General features: G+C 72.3%; 14 protein-coding genes. 9 read left to right on the top strand and 5 right to left on the bottom strand.

Features of this window, described 5'->3' with window-relative positions; genetic code table 11:
* The first annotated feature begins 23 nt into the window (after positions 1-23).
* The 3 genes from ACIBQ8_RS39930 to ACIBQ8_RS39940 all read left to right on the top strand — a co-directional run bounded on the left by ACIBQ8_RS39930 (position 24) and on the right by ACIBQ8_RS39940 (position 3,250).
* Complete coding sequence (locus ACIBQ8_RS39930; RefSeq protein WP_397194631.1) at positions 24-1,244, top strand: serine/threonine-protein kinase; 1,221 nt, start codon at positions 24-26, stop codon at positions 1,242-1,244.
* A 253-nt stretch (positions 1,245-1,497) separates the two neighbouring features.
* Positions 1,498-2,277 (top strand): electron transfer flavoprotein subunit beta/FixA family protein, encoded by a 780-nt coding sequence (locus ACIBQ8_RS39935; RefSeq protein ID WP_352329623.1) that lies wholly within the window; start codon positions 1,498-1,500, stop codon positions 2,275-2,277.
* Between the two features lie 19 nt (positions 2,278-2,296).
* Positions 2,297-3,250 carry an electron transfer flavoprotein subunit alpha/FixB family protein gene (locus ACIBQ8_RS39940; RefSeq protein ID WP_397179708.1) on the top strand — a complete coding sequence of 318 codons (954 nt, stop codon included), beginning with the start codon at positions 2,297-2,299 and terminating at the stop codon, positions 3,248-3,250.
* Positions 3,251-3,325: 75 nt separating this feature from the next.
* Here ACIBQ8_RS39940 and ACIBQ8_RS39945 read toward each other — a convergent pair whose 3' ends face one another.
* The 3 genes from ACIBQ8_RS39945 to ACIBQ8_RS39955 all read right to left on the bottom strand — a co-directional run bounded on the left by ACIBQ8_RS39945 (position 3,326) and on the right by ACIBQ8_RS39955 (position 6,543).
* Complete coding sequence (locus ACIBQ8_RS39945; protein WP_397194632.1) at positions 3,326-3,994, bottom strand: rhomboid family intramembrane serine protease; 669 nt, start codon at positions 3,992-3,994, stop codon at positions 3,326-3,328.
* 70 nt (positions 3,995-4,064) lie between these two features.
* Positions 4,065-5,252 (bottom strand): MFS transporter, encoded by a 1,188-nt coding sequence (locus ACIBQ8_RS39950; protein WP_397172571.1) that lies wholly within the window; start codon positions 5,250-5,252, stop codon positions 4,065-4,067.
* A gap of 781 nt (positions 5,253-6,033) precedes the next feature.
* A complete protein-coding gene (locus ACIBQ8_RS39955; protein ID WP_397172569.1) occupies positions 6,034-6,543 on the bottom strand; it encodes a TetR/AcrR family transcriptional regulator in 510 nt (169 codons plus the stop codon).
* Positions 6,544-6,596: 53 nt separating this feature from the next.
* Between ACIBQ8_RS39955 and ACIBQ8_RS39960 the strand changes: the two genes are divergently transcribed.
* Positions 6,597-7,760: a cysteine desulfurase family protein gene (locus ACIBQ8_RS39960; RefSeq protein WP_397172568.1), complete on the top strand. Its 1,164-nt coding sequence runs from the start codon at positions 6,597-6,599 to the stop codon at positions 7,758-7,760.
* Here the strand turns inward: ACIBQ8_RS39960 and ACIBQ8_RS39965 are convergent.
* Complete coding sequence (locus tag ACIBQ8_RS39965; protein ID WP_397194633.1) at positions 7,753-8,805, bottom strand: DUF695 domain-containing protein; 1,053 nt, start codon at positions 8,803-8,805, stop codon at positions 7,753-7,755. The two genes, ACIBQ8_RS39960 and ACIBQ8_RS39965, sit on opposite strands and share 8 nt — an antisense overlap.
* Before the next feature lie 67 nt (positions 8,806-8,872).
* On the opposite strand from ACIBQ8_RS39965, the gene mnmA reads away from it, so the two are divergent.
* Complete coding sequence (gene mnmA / locus ACIBQ8_RS39970; RefSeq protein WP_397172565.1) at positions 8,873-9,934, top strand: tRNA 2-thiouridine(34) synthase MnmA; 1,062 nt, start codon at positions 8,873-8,875, stop codon at positions 9,932-9,934.
* On the opposite strand, the gene ACIBQ8_RS39975 is transcribed toward mnmA, so the two are convergent.
* Complete coding sequence (locus ACIBQ8_RS39975; protein ID WP_397172564.1) at positions 9,931-10,563, bottom strand: MBL fold metallo-hydrolase; 633 nt, start codon at positions 10,561-10,563, stop codon at positions 9,931-9,933. The genes mnmA and ACIBQ8_RS39975 overlap by 4 nt on opposite strands.
* Before the next feature lie 24 nt (positions 10,564-10,587).
* Here ACIBQ8_RS39975 and ACIBQ8_RS39980 point away from each other — a divergent pair, with 24 nt between their 5' ends.
* The 4 genes from ACIBQ8_RS39980 to ACIBQ8_RS39995 all read left to right on the top strand — a co-directional run bounded on the left by ACIBQ8_RS39980 (position 10,588) and on the right by ACIBQ8_RS39995 (position 16,582).
* Entirely contained in the window at positions 10,588-11,580 is a 993-nt protein-coding gene (locus ACIBQ8_RS39980) for a methionine synthase (protein ID WP_397194634.1), read from the top strand.
* A gap of 14 nt (positions 11,581-11,594) precedes the next feature.
* Positions 11,595-12,014 carry a hypothetical protein gene (locus ACIBQ8_RS39985; protein ID WP_397172560.1) on the top strand — a complete coding sequence of 140 codons (420 nt, stop codon included), beginning with the start codon at positions 11,595-11,597 and terminating at the stop codon, positions 12,012-12,014.
* 73 nt (positions 12,015-12,087) lie between these two features.
* Positions 12,088-14,280: an NAD-dependent DNA ligase LigA gene (gene ligA / locus ACIBQ8_RS39990; RefSeq protein ID WP_397194635.1), complete on the top strand. Its 2,193-nt coding sequence runs from the start codon at positions 12,088-12,090 to the stop codon at positions 14,278-14,280.
* Between the two features lie 229 nt (positions 14,281-14,509).
* A complete protein-coding gene (locus ACIBQ8_RS39995; RefSeq protein ID WP_397172556.1) occupies positions 14,510-16,582 on the top strand; it encodes a putative bifunctional diguanylate cyclase/phosphodiesterase in 2,073 nt (690 codons plus the stop codon).
* Positions 16,583-16,649: the final 67 nt, after the last annotated feature.

Here is a 16,649-nt window from a genome sequence, read left to right on the forward strand (position 1 = left end):
GCCCGACGGGGGAGAGATGAGGTATGAGCGAGCGCCTCGGCCCTTATGAGCTTCTCTCCAGGCTCGGCGCGGGCGGCTTCGGCGAGGTCCATCTGGCGCTCGACGTCCAGGGGCGCACGGTCGCGGTCAAGGTGCTGCATCCGCACGTCGCGGCCGACGCCCTCGCGCTGAGCAGGCTCGACCGCGAGGTGGAGACGATGCGCCGGGTCGGCGGGCCGCACGTCGCCGAGGTGCTCGACGCCTCGCTGGAGGGCCCCAGACCCTACCTGGTGACCCGCTACGTCCAGGGCCGCCCGCTCAGCGCCGTGCCCGTGCCCGTCGCCGAGCTGGGCCCCCTGGCCTCGGGGCTGGCCGACGCGCTGCTGGCCATGCACGAGTCCGGGGTGGTCCACCGCGACCTCAAGCCGGCCAACGTGATGATGAGCGAGGACGGCCCGGTCGTCATCGACTTCGGCATCGCCAGCGCGCTCGACTCGCTGTCGGTCACCGCGTCCGGCGCGGTGGTCGGCACGCCCGGCTACCTGGCTCCGGAGATCTTGGAAGGCGGCGGCGCGGGCGTCGAGGCCGACGTGTTCTCCTTCGGCGCGACGCTCGCCTACGCCGCCACCGGGCGGCAGCCGTACGGGCAGGGGCCGGCCTCGGCGGTGGCCTACCGGGTCGTGCACCACCCGCCCGACCTGGAGGGCGTGCCGGACTGGCTGGCGCCGCTGTTACGCGAGTGCCTGTCCACCGACCCCGCCGCGCGGCCCACGGCCGCGCAGATCTGCGCCCGGCTGGGCGTCGCCCCCGTCCCGCACGTACGGCAGGCCGGCCCCCGTCCCTCGGCCCCGGTGGCGCGTCCGCGGCCGGCCGACGACATGAGCACGAGGGAGTGGCGGCCGGGCGACGGCCGTCGCGGGTCGGTCGAGGAGTCCAGGGCGCGGCACCGGGAGAAGGTGCGCAGGCGGTGGCTGATCGGCTCGGGCCTGTTCGTGTCGCTGCTGGCGGCGGCCGCCCGCGAGCCGCTGCCCGAGGTGGCGCTGTTCCTGCTGGCCGCCTACGTGCTGGCGGTGGTGAGCGACGCCGGGGTGGCGCTGCTCTCGCGCGGGCCCTACCGGCGCAGCCGGATGGTGGCCGACCTGGTGAGCGTGGCGGGCGCGGTGGGGGTGTGCTTCGGGCTCGCCGCGGTGTTCAGCACGTTCACACTGGCCCTGTTCGCGGGTACGGCCCTGGTGGTGGGCATCGTGTTCCTGTTGTCCGCCTGATTTCCCCACGGGGGCGATCGGAACGTACCGAATAAAGTTCGGTATGGTGGGAAGGGTAGGGGCTTCACGCGGGAACCGCTGGTTTGCGCGTAAGCTACCCACGGGTAACATGACCGCGGGAGCCAGGGCACGACTCTGACCCACCCCGTGTCAGGAGCCCGTCGGGAACCTGGCAGTCTGGTCAGCATTGCATTCGGCGCCTATCGCAGCGACGCGGTGGGCGCACGCGAACACGGGAGGTCGGCCACCGGCCATGAACATCGTCGTCTGCGTGAAGCAGGTCCCCGATACGGCGACCGAGCGCAAGCTGCGGTCCGATGACAACACGCTCGATCGTGACGCCGTCGACGGCGTGGTCAACGAGCTTGACGAGTACGCGGTCGAGGAGGCGCTGAAGCTCAAGGAGGCGCACGGTGGCGAGGTCACCGTGCTCACCATGGGCCCGGGCAAGGCCACCGAGACCATCCGCAAGGCCCTGGCGATGGGCGCCGACAAGGCGGTCCACCTGAGCGACGACGCGCTGCACGGCTCCGACGCGCTGTCCACCTCGTACGCGATGGCCCAGGTGCTCAAGAAGATCGGGTTCGACCTGGTCGTCCTGGGCTCGGAGTCGACCGACGCCCGCACCGGCGTGCTGGCCGCGATGCTGGCCGAGCGCCTGGGCACGGCTCAGCTCACGCTGGCCAACAAGGTCGAGATCGAGGGCTCCTCGATCAGCGTCCAGCGCATCACCGACTACGGCTTCGACAAGGTGCAGGCCTCGCTGCCGGCCGTCGTGTCCGTGGTCGAGAAGATCAACGAGCCGCGTTACCCGTCCTTCAAGGGCATCATGGCGGCCAAGAAGAAGCCGGTCGAGACGCTGGCCATCGCCGACGCCGAGATCGACGCCGCCCAGGTCGGCCTGGGCGCCGCCTGGTCGGAGGTGGTCGACTTCGCCGCCGCGCCGCCGCGCGCCGCCGGCACGATCGTCAAGGACGAGGGCGACGGGGGCTCGAAGGCCGCCGACTTCCTCGCCTCCAAGAAGTTCATCTGAGAACGGGGGTTTTACTGATATGTCGGAGATTCTCGTTCTGGTGGAGCAGGTCGACGGCGAGGTCAAGAAGGTCACGCTCGAACTGCTGACCCTGGCCCGCTCGCTCGGCACGCCCGCCGCCGTCTGGGCCGGCCCCGGCCTCGGCGACGCCGCCAAGGCCAGGCTGGCCGAGTACGGCGCCGAGACGATCTACAACGCCGGGTCCGCCGACATCGTCGACCACGTGGTGGCGCCCAAGGCCGAGCTGCTGGCCCAGCTCGTGGCCGAGAAGTCGCCCGCCGCGGTGCTCGTGGCCGCCACGGCCGAGGGCAAGGAGGTCGCCGGTCGCCTGGCCGTCAAGACCGACTCCGGCGTCATCACCGACGCCGTGGGCCTGTCCGAGGGCTTCGTGGCCGACCAGTCGATCTTCGGTGGCGGCGTCAACGTGCACTCCAAGGTGCGCAGGGGCACCCCGATCGTCGCCGTGCGTCCGAACTCGACGGCCCCGCAGGCCGCCGCGGGCGCCGGCGCGGTCGAGGAGGTGTCGGTCGCGCTGAGCGAGGCGGCGAAGGCCGCCCGCATCGTCGAGCGCGTCAAGCAGGAGAAGGGCGCCAGGCCCGAGCTGACCGAGGCCGCGATCGTGGTCTCCGGCGGCCGGGGCGTGGGCTCCGCCGAGAACTTCTCCGTCATCGAGGGCCTGGCCGACACGCTGGGCGCGGCCGTCGGCGCCTCGCGCGCCGCCACGGACGCCGGCTGGTACCCCCACCAGTTCCAGGTGGGCCAGACGGGCAAGACGGTCTCGCCGCAGCTCTACATCGCGGCCGGGATCTCCGGCGCCATCCAGCACCGGGCCGGCATGCAGACCGCGAAGACCATCGTCGCGATCAACAAGGACCCCGAGGCGCCGATCTTCGAGCTCGCCGACTACGGGGTCGTGGGCGACCTGCACCAGGTCGTCCCGCAGCTCACCGAAGAGATCAGCAAGCGCAAGTAGCGTCAGGGATCAGCGGGCGCGCACAGCGCCGATCGGAGGCGGCACCGCACGACGTGCGGCGCCGCCTCCGCCGTCTCAAGCCGACGCGGCGGGCGCGGTCCGGGCGCCGGCCGCCTTCAGCGCGCATCCCGCGAGGACGCCCGCCAGCAGGGCGAAGCCGTGCAGGTCCAGCAGCGCGCACAGGACGACGGCGGCCACCGCGGCGACCGCGGGGAACAGCGGGGCGGGGATCCGGTCGCGGTGCGCCACGAGCTGGAAGCCGGCCCCGGCCAGGACGACCATCAGCACGACGCCGGCCGTGCCGGACGCCGACAAGGCCCAGGCCCCCGAGAGGACCGCGTAGAACGTGCCCAGCGAGCGTTCCAGGGGGGCGGAGGCAGCCACGGCGAGGCCGCCGGCCAGGCCGCAGAGGGCGACCGAGTTGCCCGCGCCGGGGTCGTTCATGAGGTAGCCGGCGGCCTCGCCCGCGACCGCGCCCGCGGCGTACAGCAGGAGCCAGCGCCCGGGGCCGAGCGCGCGCTCGGCGACGTAGCCGAGCACCGCGAGGAACGCCAGGTTGAACAGGGTGCCGAACACGCCGCCGTCCTGGACGACGAGCGCCGTCCCCAGCCGCCACCATTCGCCGCCGGAGATCGCGGCCGGATCGCGCATCCACGCGGCCTCCAGCCCCGGGACGGCGAACTGCAGCAGGCTCGGAACCGCCGTGCCGACGAGGACGACCGCGGTGACATATGGCTTGAACACCGCCTAAGCCTCGCACTTCCTCCATGAATCGGACATGGACGGATGTACGAGGCTTGGCATGACAAATGTCCTACGCGGCGACCTTCACCGGCTCCCGCACGGCGACGGCTCCGAACACCGGCGCCTCCCGCCGGGGCAGGAACCGCGACGCCACGGCGATCAGCACGCCCAGGAGGACCGCGATGCCGAGCGCGCCGCGCAGCGAGGTGGCGTCCGACAGGAAGCCGATCACCACCGGGCCGAGCAGCAGGCCCGCGTAGCCCATGGCGCCCGCCTGGGCGATGGCCGGTCCGGGGGCGTCGGTCGCGGTGCCCGCCAGGGACAGCGTCAGCGGCGCGATCGTCGCCACGCCGAGCCCGACGAAGAACATCGCCAGCACCGCCACCAGGGCCGCCGGAGCCATCAGCACGACCGTGAAGAACCCGGCCGTGGCCACGCCGGACACGCCGAGCATGCCGCGCACCCCGAACCGGGAGCGCAGCCGGTCGCCGGTGAGCCTGGCCAGCAGCATGCCGGCCTCGAACACCGGGTAGCCGAGCGCGGCCAGCGCCTCGGGCGCCCCGAGCTCGTTGCGCATGTACAGGCCGTTCCAGTCGGCGACCACGCCCTCGACCATGAAGGCGAAGAACATGATCGCGCCGAGCAGGTAGACGATCGCCGGCATCTTGTGCCGGGCCGTGCGCGCCGCCTCCGCCACCGGGGCCTCGGGCAGGTACGTACGGCCGATCAGCAGCGCGACCGGCAGCGAGACCAGGGCGACCAGCGCCAGGTTGGCGGTGAACGACAGGCCGGCGGCGATCGACAGGCTGCCCAGGGCGCCCGCCGAGATGGCGCCCACGCACCAGCCGGCGTGCATGCCGTTCATCAGCGGGCGGCCGTACGCCTGCTCGACGGTGGAGCCCTGGGCGTTCATGGCGACGTCCACGGTGCCGAAGGCCATGCCGAAGAACGTGGCGGCCACGACCAGGAGGGGCAGGTTCGGGGCGAAGGCGACGGCCAGCAGGCCGACCGCGGTGAGTGGGGCGCCGATCCGCAGAACCGCCCTGCTGCCCGCGCGGGCCATGATCCGTCGCATGGACTGCATGGTCACGAGGGCCCCGAGGCCCCATGCGAGGAGCACCGCGCCGACCGTGGACTCGGACAGGCCGAGCTTGTCGGTCAGGGCGGGGATGCGCACGGTCATCGTGCCCACCATCAGGCCGCCGAGGACGAAGGTGAGGATCGCCCCGTAGCGGGCCGTCCTCAGGTCGCGGGTCATAAGGCACACCTCTCAGAAACTCGTTATTTCGCCACAAATCAGGCGCTCCCGTTGCGGGAGCGCCCAGAAAAGTCCGGGGGGATGAACACTCGAAGGGACAAAAAACCCAACCAACCCCCACGCCGCCGGCACGGCCCCAAGCGAGACCTGCACCTGGGCCAACCCGGCGGTCAGGTCCGGCTGGGGCGGGGGCAGAGCGGCTCGGCTGTTGACGGGCGGGCGGGTGTGGGCGTCGGCGGCCGACCGGCCTCGGTCCTTGGGTGGGTCGAGGCGGTTCGAGGGCCTTGGGTGGGTCGAGGCGCGGGTGGGCGCCGGGCAGGTTGGTGTCGGGGAGCGGGGGCCGGGCGGCGCTCGTCGGGGTCAGCTCGTGCTGCTGGGTGAGCGGCCCGGGCGCTCGATCGTGGCCCGCGTCATGGCCGGGCGGTCCGCCCTGCCGGGCTGACGGCCAGGCCGGTCGGTTCCCGCTCGGCCCGCGCCCTCCGGCCTACCGTCTGCCTGACGGGGGCCTGCGCGTCCGGCCTGCCCAGCCCGTACGGACCGGTCCGACGGGGACGGCAAGCGCCGCCGAGGCGCTCGGTCTGGACGGGAGGCGGGCGGGACAGGGGTCGTGGGAGCACGGGATCGTCATCGCGACACCACCCCCCATCCGTTCCGGTCCGTCACAGGCAACCGCGGAGACCCGCGGAAAGCTCCGTGATCGAAGCTCCGACACCTGAACCACGAGTGACCCTGGCACATTCCCGGGACCGCAGTGACTCCCGACACACCGGAGCCAGACGGTTCAGCCGGGTTTGAGCAGCGCTCTCAGCCGGGCTTCGAGGGCACGCAGGTCCGCCTCGGAGTTGAGCTGCGGGTCATGGCTGGCCACGTCCCACAACCCTTCGCACGCCAGCCGCACGATCTGCGAGGCCAGCGGGTCGGGCTCGTCGTCCAACGCCTCCCGGTGCCATCGCGACATCGCCTCACGCAGCGGCGCGAGCAGGAAGAGGTTGCCCGACGCGCCCGTCACGACCGCCCATCGTCGCAGCCGCCCCGAGCGCACGGCGATCAGCGTGGCGCCGAGGTAGCGCTCGGTGTACGTGCCGTCCGGCTGTGCGGTCATCAGGTCGTCGAACTCTTCGATCAGCCGTTCGACCATGCCCTTGATCAGGGCCTCTTTGGTGCCGAAGTGGTAAAGAAGGCCGCCCTTGCTCACCCCGGCCCGGTCGGCGACGGCGGAGAGCGTCAGCGCGGCCGACCCCTGATCGCACAGGAGGTCTTCCGCCGCGTCCAACAGCTCGTCCCTTCGCATGCGTCAACTGTACCGTCCGGACGGTACAGTGGCAAACGAGATACCCTGATCTGGTGACACGACCGTCGGCCTATCTTGATCATGCGGCGACCACGCCCATGCTGCCCGAAGCGATCGAGGCCATGACGGAGCAACTCAAACGCGTCGGCAACGCCTCATCGCTGCACGCCGCGGGCCGTCAGGTGCGCAGGGTCGTCGAGGAGTCCCGCGAGAGCATCGCCGACGCCCTGGGGGCCCGGCCGAGCGAGGTCGTGTTCACCTCGGGCGGCACCGAGGCCGACAACCTCGCCATCAAGGGCCTCTACTGGGCGCGCAGGCCCCGGCGGCGCATCCTGCTCAGCTCCGTCGAGCACCACGCCGCGCTCGACCCGGCCGCGTGGCTGGCCGAGAGCCAGGGCGCCGAGGTCGAGCTGCTCGACGTCGACGAACACGGCCGGGTCCATCCCGACACGCTGCGCGCCGCCATCGAGCGCGACCCCGACGACGTCGCCATGATCAGCGTCATGTGGGCCAACAACGAGGTGGGCACGGTCCAGCCGGTCCACGTGCTGGCGGCCGTCGCCCACGACCACGGCGTCCCGTTCCACACCGACGCGGTGCAGGCGATCGGGCAGCTCCCGGTGTCGTTCGCCGACTCCGGCGCCGACGCCCTCACGCTGACCGGCCACAAGGTCGGCGGCCCGATGGGCGTGGGCGCGCTGCTGCTGACCAGGGGGCTGACCCCGGTGTCGGTGCAGCACGGCGGAGGTCAGGAGCGCGACGTGCGCTCCGGCACGCTCGACGCGCCCGCCATCGCGGGCCTGGCCGCCGCCGTGCGGACCGCCGTGAAGGAGCAGGAGGCCCTGGGCCGCCGCCTGACGGCGCTGCGCGACGAGCTCATCCGGCGCGTCCGCCAGGCCGTCCCCGACGTCGTGCTCAACGGCGACCCGACCGGCCGGCTGCCCGGCAACGCCCACTTCTCCTTCCCCGGCTGCGAGGGCGACGCGCTGCTCATGCTGCTCGACGCCAAGGGCGTGGAGTGCTCGACCGGCTCGGCCTGCTCGGCGGGCGTGGCGCAGCCCTCGCACGTGCTGCTCGCGATGGGCGCCGACGCGGCGGCCGCGCGCGGCTCGCTCAGGTTCACCCTGGGCCACACCTCGACCGCCGCCGACGTCGACCGCCTGATCGAGGTGCTGCCCGCGGCCGTCGAGCGGGCCCGCAGGGCCGGGCTCAGCTGAGGAAGGGGGAGACCGCGGCCCAGGCGGGGTCGTGGCCCACGTCGACCCGCGGCTCTCCCTCCGCCCAGCCCGCGACCAGCTCCTCGACGCGGATCGCCGCGTCGGAGGCCGGGTCGGCGTAGACGTGGACGACCCGGTGGCCGGCGGCGCTCAGGTGCGCGGCCAGCAGGGCGTCGTCGCGCAGGTTGAGCAGGACGGCGGCCAGGCGCTCCTCGAAGTCGCGCAACGCCTTCAGCGAATCGCCGGCGGGCAGGCCGTCGTCGTCGCGGTGGGCGTACGGAAGCGTGATCTCGATGTGCTGGTCGAGCAGCGGGTGGTCGACGGGCCGCAGCGGGAAGCGCGCGGTGGCCGCCAGCGCCGCGCCCTCGCCGGTACGCCCTTCGAGCTGCAGCCACTCCTCGCCCTCGTAGCCCGAGGCCAGGTCGGCGACCACGGCGGGCAGGTGGACGGCGGCGACCGCGTCGATCGGCTGGAACGTGGCGGCCGTGATCTCGCCCACCCACCTGGCGACGTCGTCCTCGCCCAGCAGCCGGTCGAGGGCGAGCAGCGTCGCCTCCAGCCGGGCCTCCTCGTCGAGCTCGCTGAAGATCGGATGGTGGGCGGCCACGTCGACGCGCGGCTGGTCGCGCGGCACGCGCAGCCCGAAGACCAGCTTGTCGAGGGCGAACTCGAACCCGCCCACGTCGAGCGTCAGCTCCAGCGCCTGCGGGTTGGCCTGCCGGGACGGATGGAACTCCCACAGCAGGTCGGCCGGCGGCGCGGCCCTGGCCCAGCGGTGGGCCAGCGAGCGCAGCTCGGCGTCGCCGGCCGCGGTCACCACCAGGGCGTGCGCGGCGTTCCTGCCGGGCGCCACCTCCCAGACCAGGCCGGGGTCGATCGCGGCCACCGCGGGGGCGACCAGCTCCTCGACGCCGTCGGCCGTGCCCGCGGCCACCAGCGAGTCGAGCCGTGGCCTGGCCTCCTGCCACCACGCCCAGAACGCGGCCACGCCGTCGCCGGGCCGGCCGGCCTCTTCCTCTTCGTCCTTGCGCCCGAACAGTCGCATGCGCTGAATCCTCCCAGACGGAGCCGATGGCCGCGCACTCCCCGCCGGACAGTACGCTGGAACGGTCATGGGACTGCGTGTGCTTGCCGCCATGTCGGGCGGCGTCGATTCCGCCGTGGCCGCCGCCCGGATCGCCGAGGCCGGTCACGACGTCACTGGTGTGCATCTGGCCCTGTCGGCCAACCCTCAATCCCACCGCACGGGCGCGCGGGGCTGCTGCACGGTCGAGGACTCCCGCGACGCGCGGCGGGCCGCCGACGTGATCGGCATCCCGTTCTACATCTGGGACATGGCCGAGCGGTTCCAGCGCGACGTGGTGGAGGACTTCGTGGCCGAGTACGCCGCGGGCCGCACCCCCAACCCGTGCCTGCGGTGCAACGAGAAGATCAAGTTCGAGGCGGTGCTCGACCGGGCGCTGGCCCTCGGCTTCGACGCCGTCGCCACCGGCCACCACGCCAAGCTGTCCGACGGCGTGCTGTCCAGGAGCGTCGACCAGGGCAAGGACCAGTCGTACGTGCTGGGGGTGCTCACCCGTGAGCAGCTCAGCCACGCGATCTTCCCGCTCGGCGGCTCCACCAAGGCCGAGGTGCGCGAGGAGGCCGCCCGGCGCGGCCTGACCGTCGCCGACAAGCCCGACAGCCACGACATCTGCTTCATCGCCGACGGCGACACCCGCGGCTTCCTGGCCGGCCGGCTCGGCGCCGAGGAGGGCCCGATCGTCGACCAGGAGGGCGCGGTGGTGGGCACCCACCAGGGCGCCCACGGCTTCACCGTCGGCCAGCGCAAGGGCCTGCGCATCGACCGTCCGGCCGCCGACGGCAGGCCGCGCTACGTGTTGTCGATCGAGCCGGTCTCCAACACGGTCACGGTCGGCCCGCGCTCGGCGCTGGAGGTCACCTCGATCTCCTGCGTCCGCCCGGTCTGGAACGGCCCGTCCCGCCTCGACGACCTGACCGTGCAGCTCAGGGCCCACGGCGAGGTCTACGGCTGCCGCTTCGAGGAGGAGGCGGGCGGCGGGCTGCGCATCGACCTCGACCGCCCGGCCACCGGCGTCGCGGCGGGCCAGGCGGCCGTGCTCTACTCCGGCGACACGGTCATCGGCTCGGCCACCATCGTCTCGGCCGCCTAGGGGAGCGTCACCGACTCGCCGACCTTGAGCCGGCGCATGTCGGCGCCCTGCTTCTCCGACTCCAGCTCCAGATAGGTGTCCACCAGCGACAGGCCGATGTCGTTGAGCAGGCCGTCGTGCGTGGAGAACGCGCGGGCCGGGCGCATCGTGCGCAGGTACTCGACCATCTCGCTGAGCTTCATCCAGGGGGCGTTGGTCGGCGCGAGGAGGGTGGGCACCTCGACGCCGGGCAAGGTGAGCGCGTCGCCGGGGTAGAACACCTCGTCGTCGAGCATGAAACCGACATTCTGCACGATGGGCGCATCGGGGTGGTTCTTGCTGTGCCACTCGCCGAACGCCTTCACCCGGAAACCGGCCGCGTCGAAGGCGTCGCCGTGCCGGACCACCTGGACCTTGACCGGCACGTCGGTCAGCTGGGCCGCGACGCCCTCGCACGTCCAGACCTCGATCCCGGCGGGAGCGGCCTTCAGCTTCTCGATGTCGAAGTGGTCGAAGTGCTGATGGGTGATCAGGACCGCGTCGACCCCGTCGAGCACCGGCTCCTGCGAGAAGGTGCCCGGATCGATGACCAGGACCTTGCCGTTCTTCTCAAGGCGTACGCAGGCGTGCGTGAGTTTGGTGAGCTCCATTCGGCAGAGCCTACGCTTGTGCCCATGTCTACGTGGGAAGCCACCGGGGTCGGGTCACATCCGGGTGAGGATCATCTTGAGGCGATCCGTGTCGTGTTCGGCGAGGTGCCCGGCCTGCCGTATCTGCCAGAGCTGCCGGCCCGAGGGGTCGGCGCCGACATGATCGGCAGGACGGCCGGGCTGCTGATCGACCTGCCGGCCGAGGTGCAGCCGTCCGGGTGGCGGCTGGCCGACCGGCCGGGCCGCGACCACCGGCGGGCCGTCGATCATCTGCGCCGCGACCTCGACGGGCTGGAGGAGGTCGCCCACGACTACGCCGGGCCGCTCAAGCTGCAGGTGTGCGGGCCGTGGACGCTGGCCGCGGCCCTTGAGCTGAAGTTCGGCGACAAGATGCTCTCCGACGCGGGCGCCGTGCGCGACCTGGTCGCCTCGCTGGCCCAGGGGGTCGCCGACCACTGCGCCGAGGTGCGGCGGCGGCTGCCGGGGGTCACCGAGATCGTGCTGCAGCTCGACGAGCCGGGGCTGCCGGGCGTGCTGGCGGGCACGGTCCCGACCGCGTCCGGGTTCGGGCGGCTGGCGGCGGCCGAGGAGTGGCGCGTGGAGGAGTCGCTGCGGCTGTTCCCCGACGCGGTGGTCCACTGCTGCGCGCCCGGGGTGCCCTACGCGCTGCTGCGGCGGGCCGGGGCGCGCGCGGTGTCGGTCGACGCGTCGCTGCTGCGCCGCAGGGACGACGAGCGGCTCGGCGAGCTCTTCGAGGCCGGGGCGGGCCTGCTGCTCGGCGTCGTGCCGGGCCGGGACGTCGCGCTGCCCGACACCGGGGTGGTCGCCAGGCCCGCGGTGGAGCTGTGGCGGCGGCTCGGGTTCGCCCCCGACGGGCTGGCCGCCAAGGTCACGCTGACGCCCGCCTGCGGCCTGGCCGGAGCCTCGCCCCGCTACGCGCGGGCTGCCCTGGCGGCGTGCAGGAAGGCCGCCCAGGTGCTCAAGGACGATCCGGCAAGCGGGATGCAAGGCGGCTGAGTAGCGTCCTTGCCATGATTGCTCGCGTTCTGGCCGTCGGTGCCGCCATGCTGATCGCGTCCGCCTCGATCGCCGTCCCCGCCGGGGCCTCGGCCAACCCCGAGATCTGGAGCTGGGGGTCCATCTACTCCGCCGACCGGGCCGGGAAGGCGAAGGGCAAGGTCCTGCTCGACCGGCCGGGGTTCGTGGTCAGCGGCAGGCTGTACGACTTCCCCGGCCGTACTGGGTGCTCGTGGCTGCAACTGCGCTGGGTCAAGGACGGCGGCGGCGACGGGCACAAGACGTACCGCAACTGCTCGGGCACCAAGCCGCTGGAGTTCTCGCTCAAGACCGGCTACATGCTCTCCATCGAGGGCAGGGTCTGCCGGGGCACGGCAAGGAAGATCACCGGTAACTGCTCGGTCTGGGAAGGCGTCTGGGCCCAGGGCGGATGACCGGGGGAGTCGTTCCTGTCGGAGCCCGGCGGTAGCGTTTCCTCAGCGTGTCCGACGTGGAAGGAGACCCAGCGTGAGCGAGCGTGACACCGAGGTCGGGGGCGTGCCCGTGGCCGCGCTCAAGCGGCATGCGGAGCTGAGCGAGCTGGTCGACGACGCGCGCTGGCGCTACTACGTGCTCGACCAGCCCACGGTCAGCGACGCGCAGTTCGACGAGTGGTTTCGCGAGCTGCTGACGCTGGAGCAGGCCCATCCCGAGCTGCAGACGCCCGACTCGCCCACCCAGAAGGTGGGCGCGCCGGTCTCGGGCGACTTCGCCAAGGTCAGCCACCTCAACCGCATGGAGAGCCTCGACAACGCCTTCAACCAGGCCGACATGGCCGCCTGGATGGCCCGCGTCGAGCGGCTGGCCGAGCGCGACCCGGGTCCCTACCTGTGCGAGCTGAAGATCGACGGGCTGGCCATCGCGCTCGTCTACCGCGACGGCAAGCTGGAGCGCGGCGCGACCCGCGGCGACGGCCGGGTCGGCGACGACGTCACGGCCAACGTGCGCACGATCAAGGGGGTGCCCCACCGGCTCAAGGGCGAGGGCGTGCCGAGCCTGGTCGAGGTGCGCGGCGAGGTCTACATCCCGGTCGAGGGCTTCAAGCAGCTCAACGAGCAGCTCGTGGAGCAGGGCAAGCAGCCGTTCGCCAACCCGCGCAACTCGGCGGCGGGCACGCTGCGGCAGAAGGACGCGCGCGTCACCGCCCAGCGCCCGCTGCGCATGCTCGTCCACGGCATCGGCGTCTGGGAGGGCTCGGCCGTGCCGCGCGCCCAGTCGGAGGTCTACGAGCGGCTGCGGGAGTTCGGGCTGCCGGTCAGCGACCTGTTCAAGGTGGTGCCCGGCCTCACCGAGGTCGACGAGTTCATCGAGCACTACCGGGTGCACCGGCACGACCCGGCGTACGAGATCGACGGGGTCGTGGTCAAGGTCGACGACTTCCGCACGCAGCGGGAGCTCGGGTCCACCTCGCGGGCCCCGCGCTGGGCGATCGCCTACAAGTACCCGCCGGAGGAGGTCAACACCAAGCTGCTCGACATCCAGGTGGGGGTGGGCCGCACCGGCCGGGTCACGCCGTACGCGGTGATGGAGCCCATCGTGGTCGCGGGCTCGACCGTCGAGCGGGCCACCCTGCACAACGCGGCCACGGTGATCAAGAAGGGCGTGCTGGTCGGCGACACCGTGGTGCTGCGCAAGGCGGGCGACGTCATCCCCGAGATCGTCGGCCCGGTCACGGCGTTGCGCGACGGCTCCGAGCGGGAGTTCGTCATGCCGACCCACTGCCCGGAGTGCGGCACCGAGCTGGCCTACGAGAAGGAGGGCGACGCCGACCTGCGCTGCCCCAACGCCCGCAGCTGCCCCGCCCAGATCCGCGAGCGCCTCTACTTCGCGGCCGGCCGGCGCGCGCTCGACATCGACGGGCTGGGTTACGTGGCCGCGACCGCGCTCACCCAGCCGGTGCCGCCGCAGGAGCCCGTCCTGCGCACCGAGGCCGACCTGTTCGACCTGACGATCGAGCAGCTCATGCCCATCCGGTCGGTCGTCCGCGACCAGGACACCGGCCTGCCCAAGCTCGATCCCGAGACCGGCGAGCAGAAGGTCGTCTCCCTGTTCTCCAACCTCGACGGCGGGCCCAGCCAGGCCGCCCGCACGCTGGTCGACGAGCTCGCCCGCGCCAAGTCGGCGCCGCTCGCCCAGGTGCTGGTCGCGCTGTCGATCCGGCACGTCGGGCCGCCGACGGCGCGCGACCTCGCCGACTCCATGCGGTCGATCGACGCCATCATGAACGCCTCGGAGGAGGAGCTGGCCTCGGTCAAGGGCATCGGGCCGCGGGTGGCGGCGACGATCCGCGAGTGGTTCGAGGTCGACTGGCACCGGGAGATCGTCGAGCGGTGGCGGCGGGCCGGGGTGCGGATGGACGACGGCCCCGCCCCGGAGAAGACGGAGCCCCAGATCCTGGAGGGGCTGACGTTCGTGGTCACCGGGACGCTGGAGTCCTACACCCGCGACACCGCGTCCGAGGCGCTGACCAGCCGGGGCGGGAAGGTGGCCGGATCGGTGTCGAAGAAGACGTCGTTCCTGGTGGCGGGGGAGAACGCCGGGTCGAAGTATGACAAGGCGGTCAGCCTGAAGGTGCCGATCCTCGACGAGCAGGGGTTCGAGCTGCTGCTGAAGGAGGGCCCGGAGGCCGCGGCGCGCGTGGCGGTCGTCGAGGAGACATAGCCGGGCCCGGTCCGCCCTTGCGGCGGGGCTGGTGTTCGGTGGCCCCGCGGATGCGCACCGGGCGGGCTGGGGATCACAGTCGTGTACGGACTGTCGATGACCGCGCTACCCATAGTGGTTTTTGGGTATATGTCGGAAAGGAGAAGTGACGGAACGTACGCGCTTGGTTTCGCGAAGTGGGGTGAAGGTCGTACCCTCCCATAGTGACCTAATGGGGGTTCTGTTACCGATGACTGACCCAACCGACACCCGTGACACCGGTCCACGCGTCGGCACGCCGCTCTGGGCGTTCCTCGCGGGCATCACCGTGATCGGCTTCACCGCGCTGATCGTGGCCATGCTCAGGCTGGATCCGTCCGCGCTGGCCGAGCTCGCCCGCACCCCGCTGTTCTGGGTGCTGGCGGTGCTGGTGATGCTGGGCGAGCTGCGGCCCGTCATGGTGTCCTCGGCGACCGCGGTCGGCGGCACCTACCCGTCGACCATGTTCACCTTCGCGGTGCTGCTGCACTTCGGGCTGTCCACCGCCGTGCTCATGCAGGCCGTCGCGATCGCCATGAACGGCGTCGTGACGCGCAAGGCGTGGCACCGGGTCATGTTCAACGTCGCCCAGTCCACCCTCGCGCTCACCGCCGCTGCCGTGGTGCTCGGGCTGTTCGGCGTCGTGCCGGGCCCGGCCGTGCCGTGGACGCCCACCGGGGCCGACCTGCCGGCGATAGCGCTGGCCGGGGTCGCCTACTTCGCCACCAGGGCCGCGCTCGTGTCCGGGGCGGTCGCCCTGCACGAGCGGCGCTCGATCGTCCGCGTGCTGCGGGTCACCGCCGGGCCGCAGGGGCTCGTCTACGCGGCGCTGCTGGGCCTCGCACCGCTGGTCGTCGTGGTGATGGACCATTCGCCCGGCCTCGTGCCCCTCTTCGTCGCCCCCCTCGCCGCCGTCTACTTCACCGCCACGCTGTCCATGCGCCGCGACCACCAGGCCCTGCACGACGAGCTGACCGGCCTGCCCAACCGCAAGATGCTCATCGTCAGCACGGAGGAGGCGCTGGCCGAGTCCCGCCAGGACGAGCGGGTCGGGCTGTTCCTCCTCGACCTCGACCGGTTCAAGGAGGTCAACGACACGATGGGCCATCCGGTGGGCGACCGCCTGCTGCAGATGGTGGCCCACCGGCTGACCCACTCCGTGCGTCCGGGGGACGTGGTGGCCAGGCTCGGCGGCGACGAGTTCGCCGTGCTGCTGCCCTCGATCCGGGACGCCAACGCCGCCAGGGAGGTGGCCGCCAGGCTGCGGGCCGCCCTGACCGAGCCCGTACGCCTGGAGGGCATGAGCTTCGACCTCGACGGCTCGGTCGGCATCGCGCTCTTCCCCGACCACGCCCCCGACTTCGAGCTGCTGCTGCAACGCGCCGACGTGGCCATGTACCTGGCCAAGGAAGGGCGTACCGGGGTAGAGCTCTACCAGCCCGACAAAGACCGCAACTCGCCCGAACGGCTCAACCTGCTGGGCGACCTGCGCCGCGCCATCGACAACCGCGAGCTGCAACTGCACTACCAGCCCAAGGTCAGCCTGGCCGGCGGCGCGGTGACCGGGGTGGAGGCCCTGCTGCGCTGGTGCCATCCGGTGCACGGGCCGATCCCGCCGTCGGACTTCGTCCCGCTGGCCGAACAGACGTACCTGATGCGCCAGCTCACCGAGTACGTCATCGAGGCCGCGCTCGAACAGGCCGCCCGCTGGTGGCACACCGGCCTGCAGATGCAGATCTCGGTCAACATCTCCGCCCGCGACCTGCTCGACGCGGCGCTGCCCGAGCAGCTGGAGGTCGGCCTGACCCGGTACGGCCTGCCGCCCGCCGCCATCCAGCTGGAGGTCACCGAGCGCATCCTGACCGGCGACCAGGCCTACACCCAGGAGACCATCAAGGCGCTGGCCACGCTCGGCGTCCCGCTGTCCCTCGACGACTTCGGCACCGGCTACTCCTCGCTGATCAGGCTCCAGCGCCTGGCGGTCTCCGAGGTCAAGATCGACGCCTCGTTCGTCCGCCGCATCGCCGAGTCCGAGGACGACGACCGCATCGTCCGCTCGATCGTCGACCTGGTGCGCTCGCTCGGCCTGCGCTCGGTGGCCGAGGGCGTGGAGTCCGACGACGTCGCGCTGCGGCTGGCCGAGATGGGCTGCGACCTGGGCCAGGGCTGGCTGTTCTGCCAGCCCATGCCGGCCGCCGAGGCCACCGCCTGGCTCATGGGCCGCTGCGAGGTGGCGCCCGCGATCGAGGTCGGCTATCAGAGCGAGGTCACCCAGACGGCCTGAGTCGCTACAGAACTGTACTTCGCCGAAGTACACTTCGACGAAGTACAGTTCGATGTCTGCGGAGGCG

Origin of the sequence: Nonomuraea sp. NPDC049646 (genome assembly GCF_044465525.1) — a bacterium.
Lineage (GTDB): Bacteria > Actinomycetota > Actinomycetes > Streptosporangiales > Streptosporangiaceae > Nonomuraea.

What these genes read in the sequence shown, in the direction of transcription:
- ACIBQ8_RS39930 (WP_397194631.1), top strand. Translation starts at nt 24, where the DNA reads ATGAGCGAGCGCCTCGGCCCTTATGAGCTTCTCTCCAGGCTCGGCGCG.
- ACIBQ8_RS39935 (WP_352329623.1), top strand. Translation starts at nt 1,498, where the DNA reads ATGAACATCGTCGTCTGCGTGAAGCAGGTCCCCGATACGGCGACCGAG.
- ACIBQ8_RS39940 (WP_397179708.1), top strand. Translation starts at nt 2,297, where the DNA reads ATGTCGGAGATTCTCGTTCTGGTGGAGCAGGTCGACGGCGAGGTCAAG.
- ACIBQ8_RS39950 (WP_397172571.1), bottom strand. Translation starts at nt 5,252, where the DNA reads ATGACCCGCGACCTGAGGACGGCCCGCTACGGGGCGATCCTCACCTTC.
- ACIBQ8_RS39955 (WP_397172569.1), bottom strand. Translation starts at nt 6,543, where the DNA reads ATGCGAAGGGACGAGCTGTTGGACGCGGCGGAAGACCTCCTGTGCGAT.
- ACIBQ8_RS39965 (WP_397194633.1), bottom strand. Translation starts at nt 8,805, where the DNA reads ATGCGACTGTTCGGGCGCAAGGACGAAGAGGAAGAGGCCGGCCGGCCC.
- mnmA (WP_397172565.1), top strand. Translation starts at nt 8,873, where the DNA reads ATGGGACTGCGTGTGCTTGCCGCCATGTCGGGCGGCGTCGATTCCGCC.
- ACIBQ8_RS39975 (WP_397172564.1), bottom strand. Translation starts at nt 10,563, where the DNA reads ATGGAGCTCACCAAACTCACGCACGCCTGCGTACGCCTTGAGAAGAAC.
- ACIBQ8_RS39980 (WP_397194634.1), top strand. Translation starts at nt 10,588, where the DNA reads ATGTCTACGTGGGAAGCCACCGGGGTCGGGTCACATCCGGGTGAGGAT.
- ACIBQ8_RS39985 (WP_397172560.1), top strand. Translation starts at nt 11,595, where the DNA reads ATGATTGCTCGCGTTCTGGCCGTCGGTGCCGCCATGCTGATCGCGTCC.
- ACIBQ8_RS39995 (WP_397172556.1), top strand. Translation starts at nt 14,510, where the DNA reads ATGACTGACCCAACCGACACCCGTGACACCGGTCCACGCGTCGGCACG.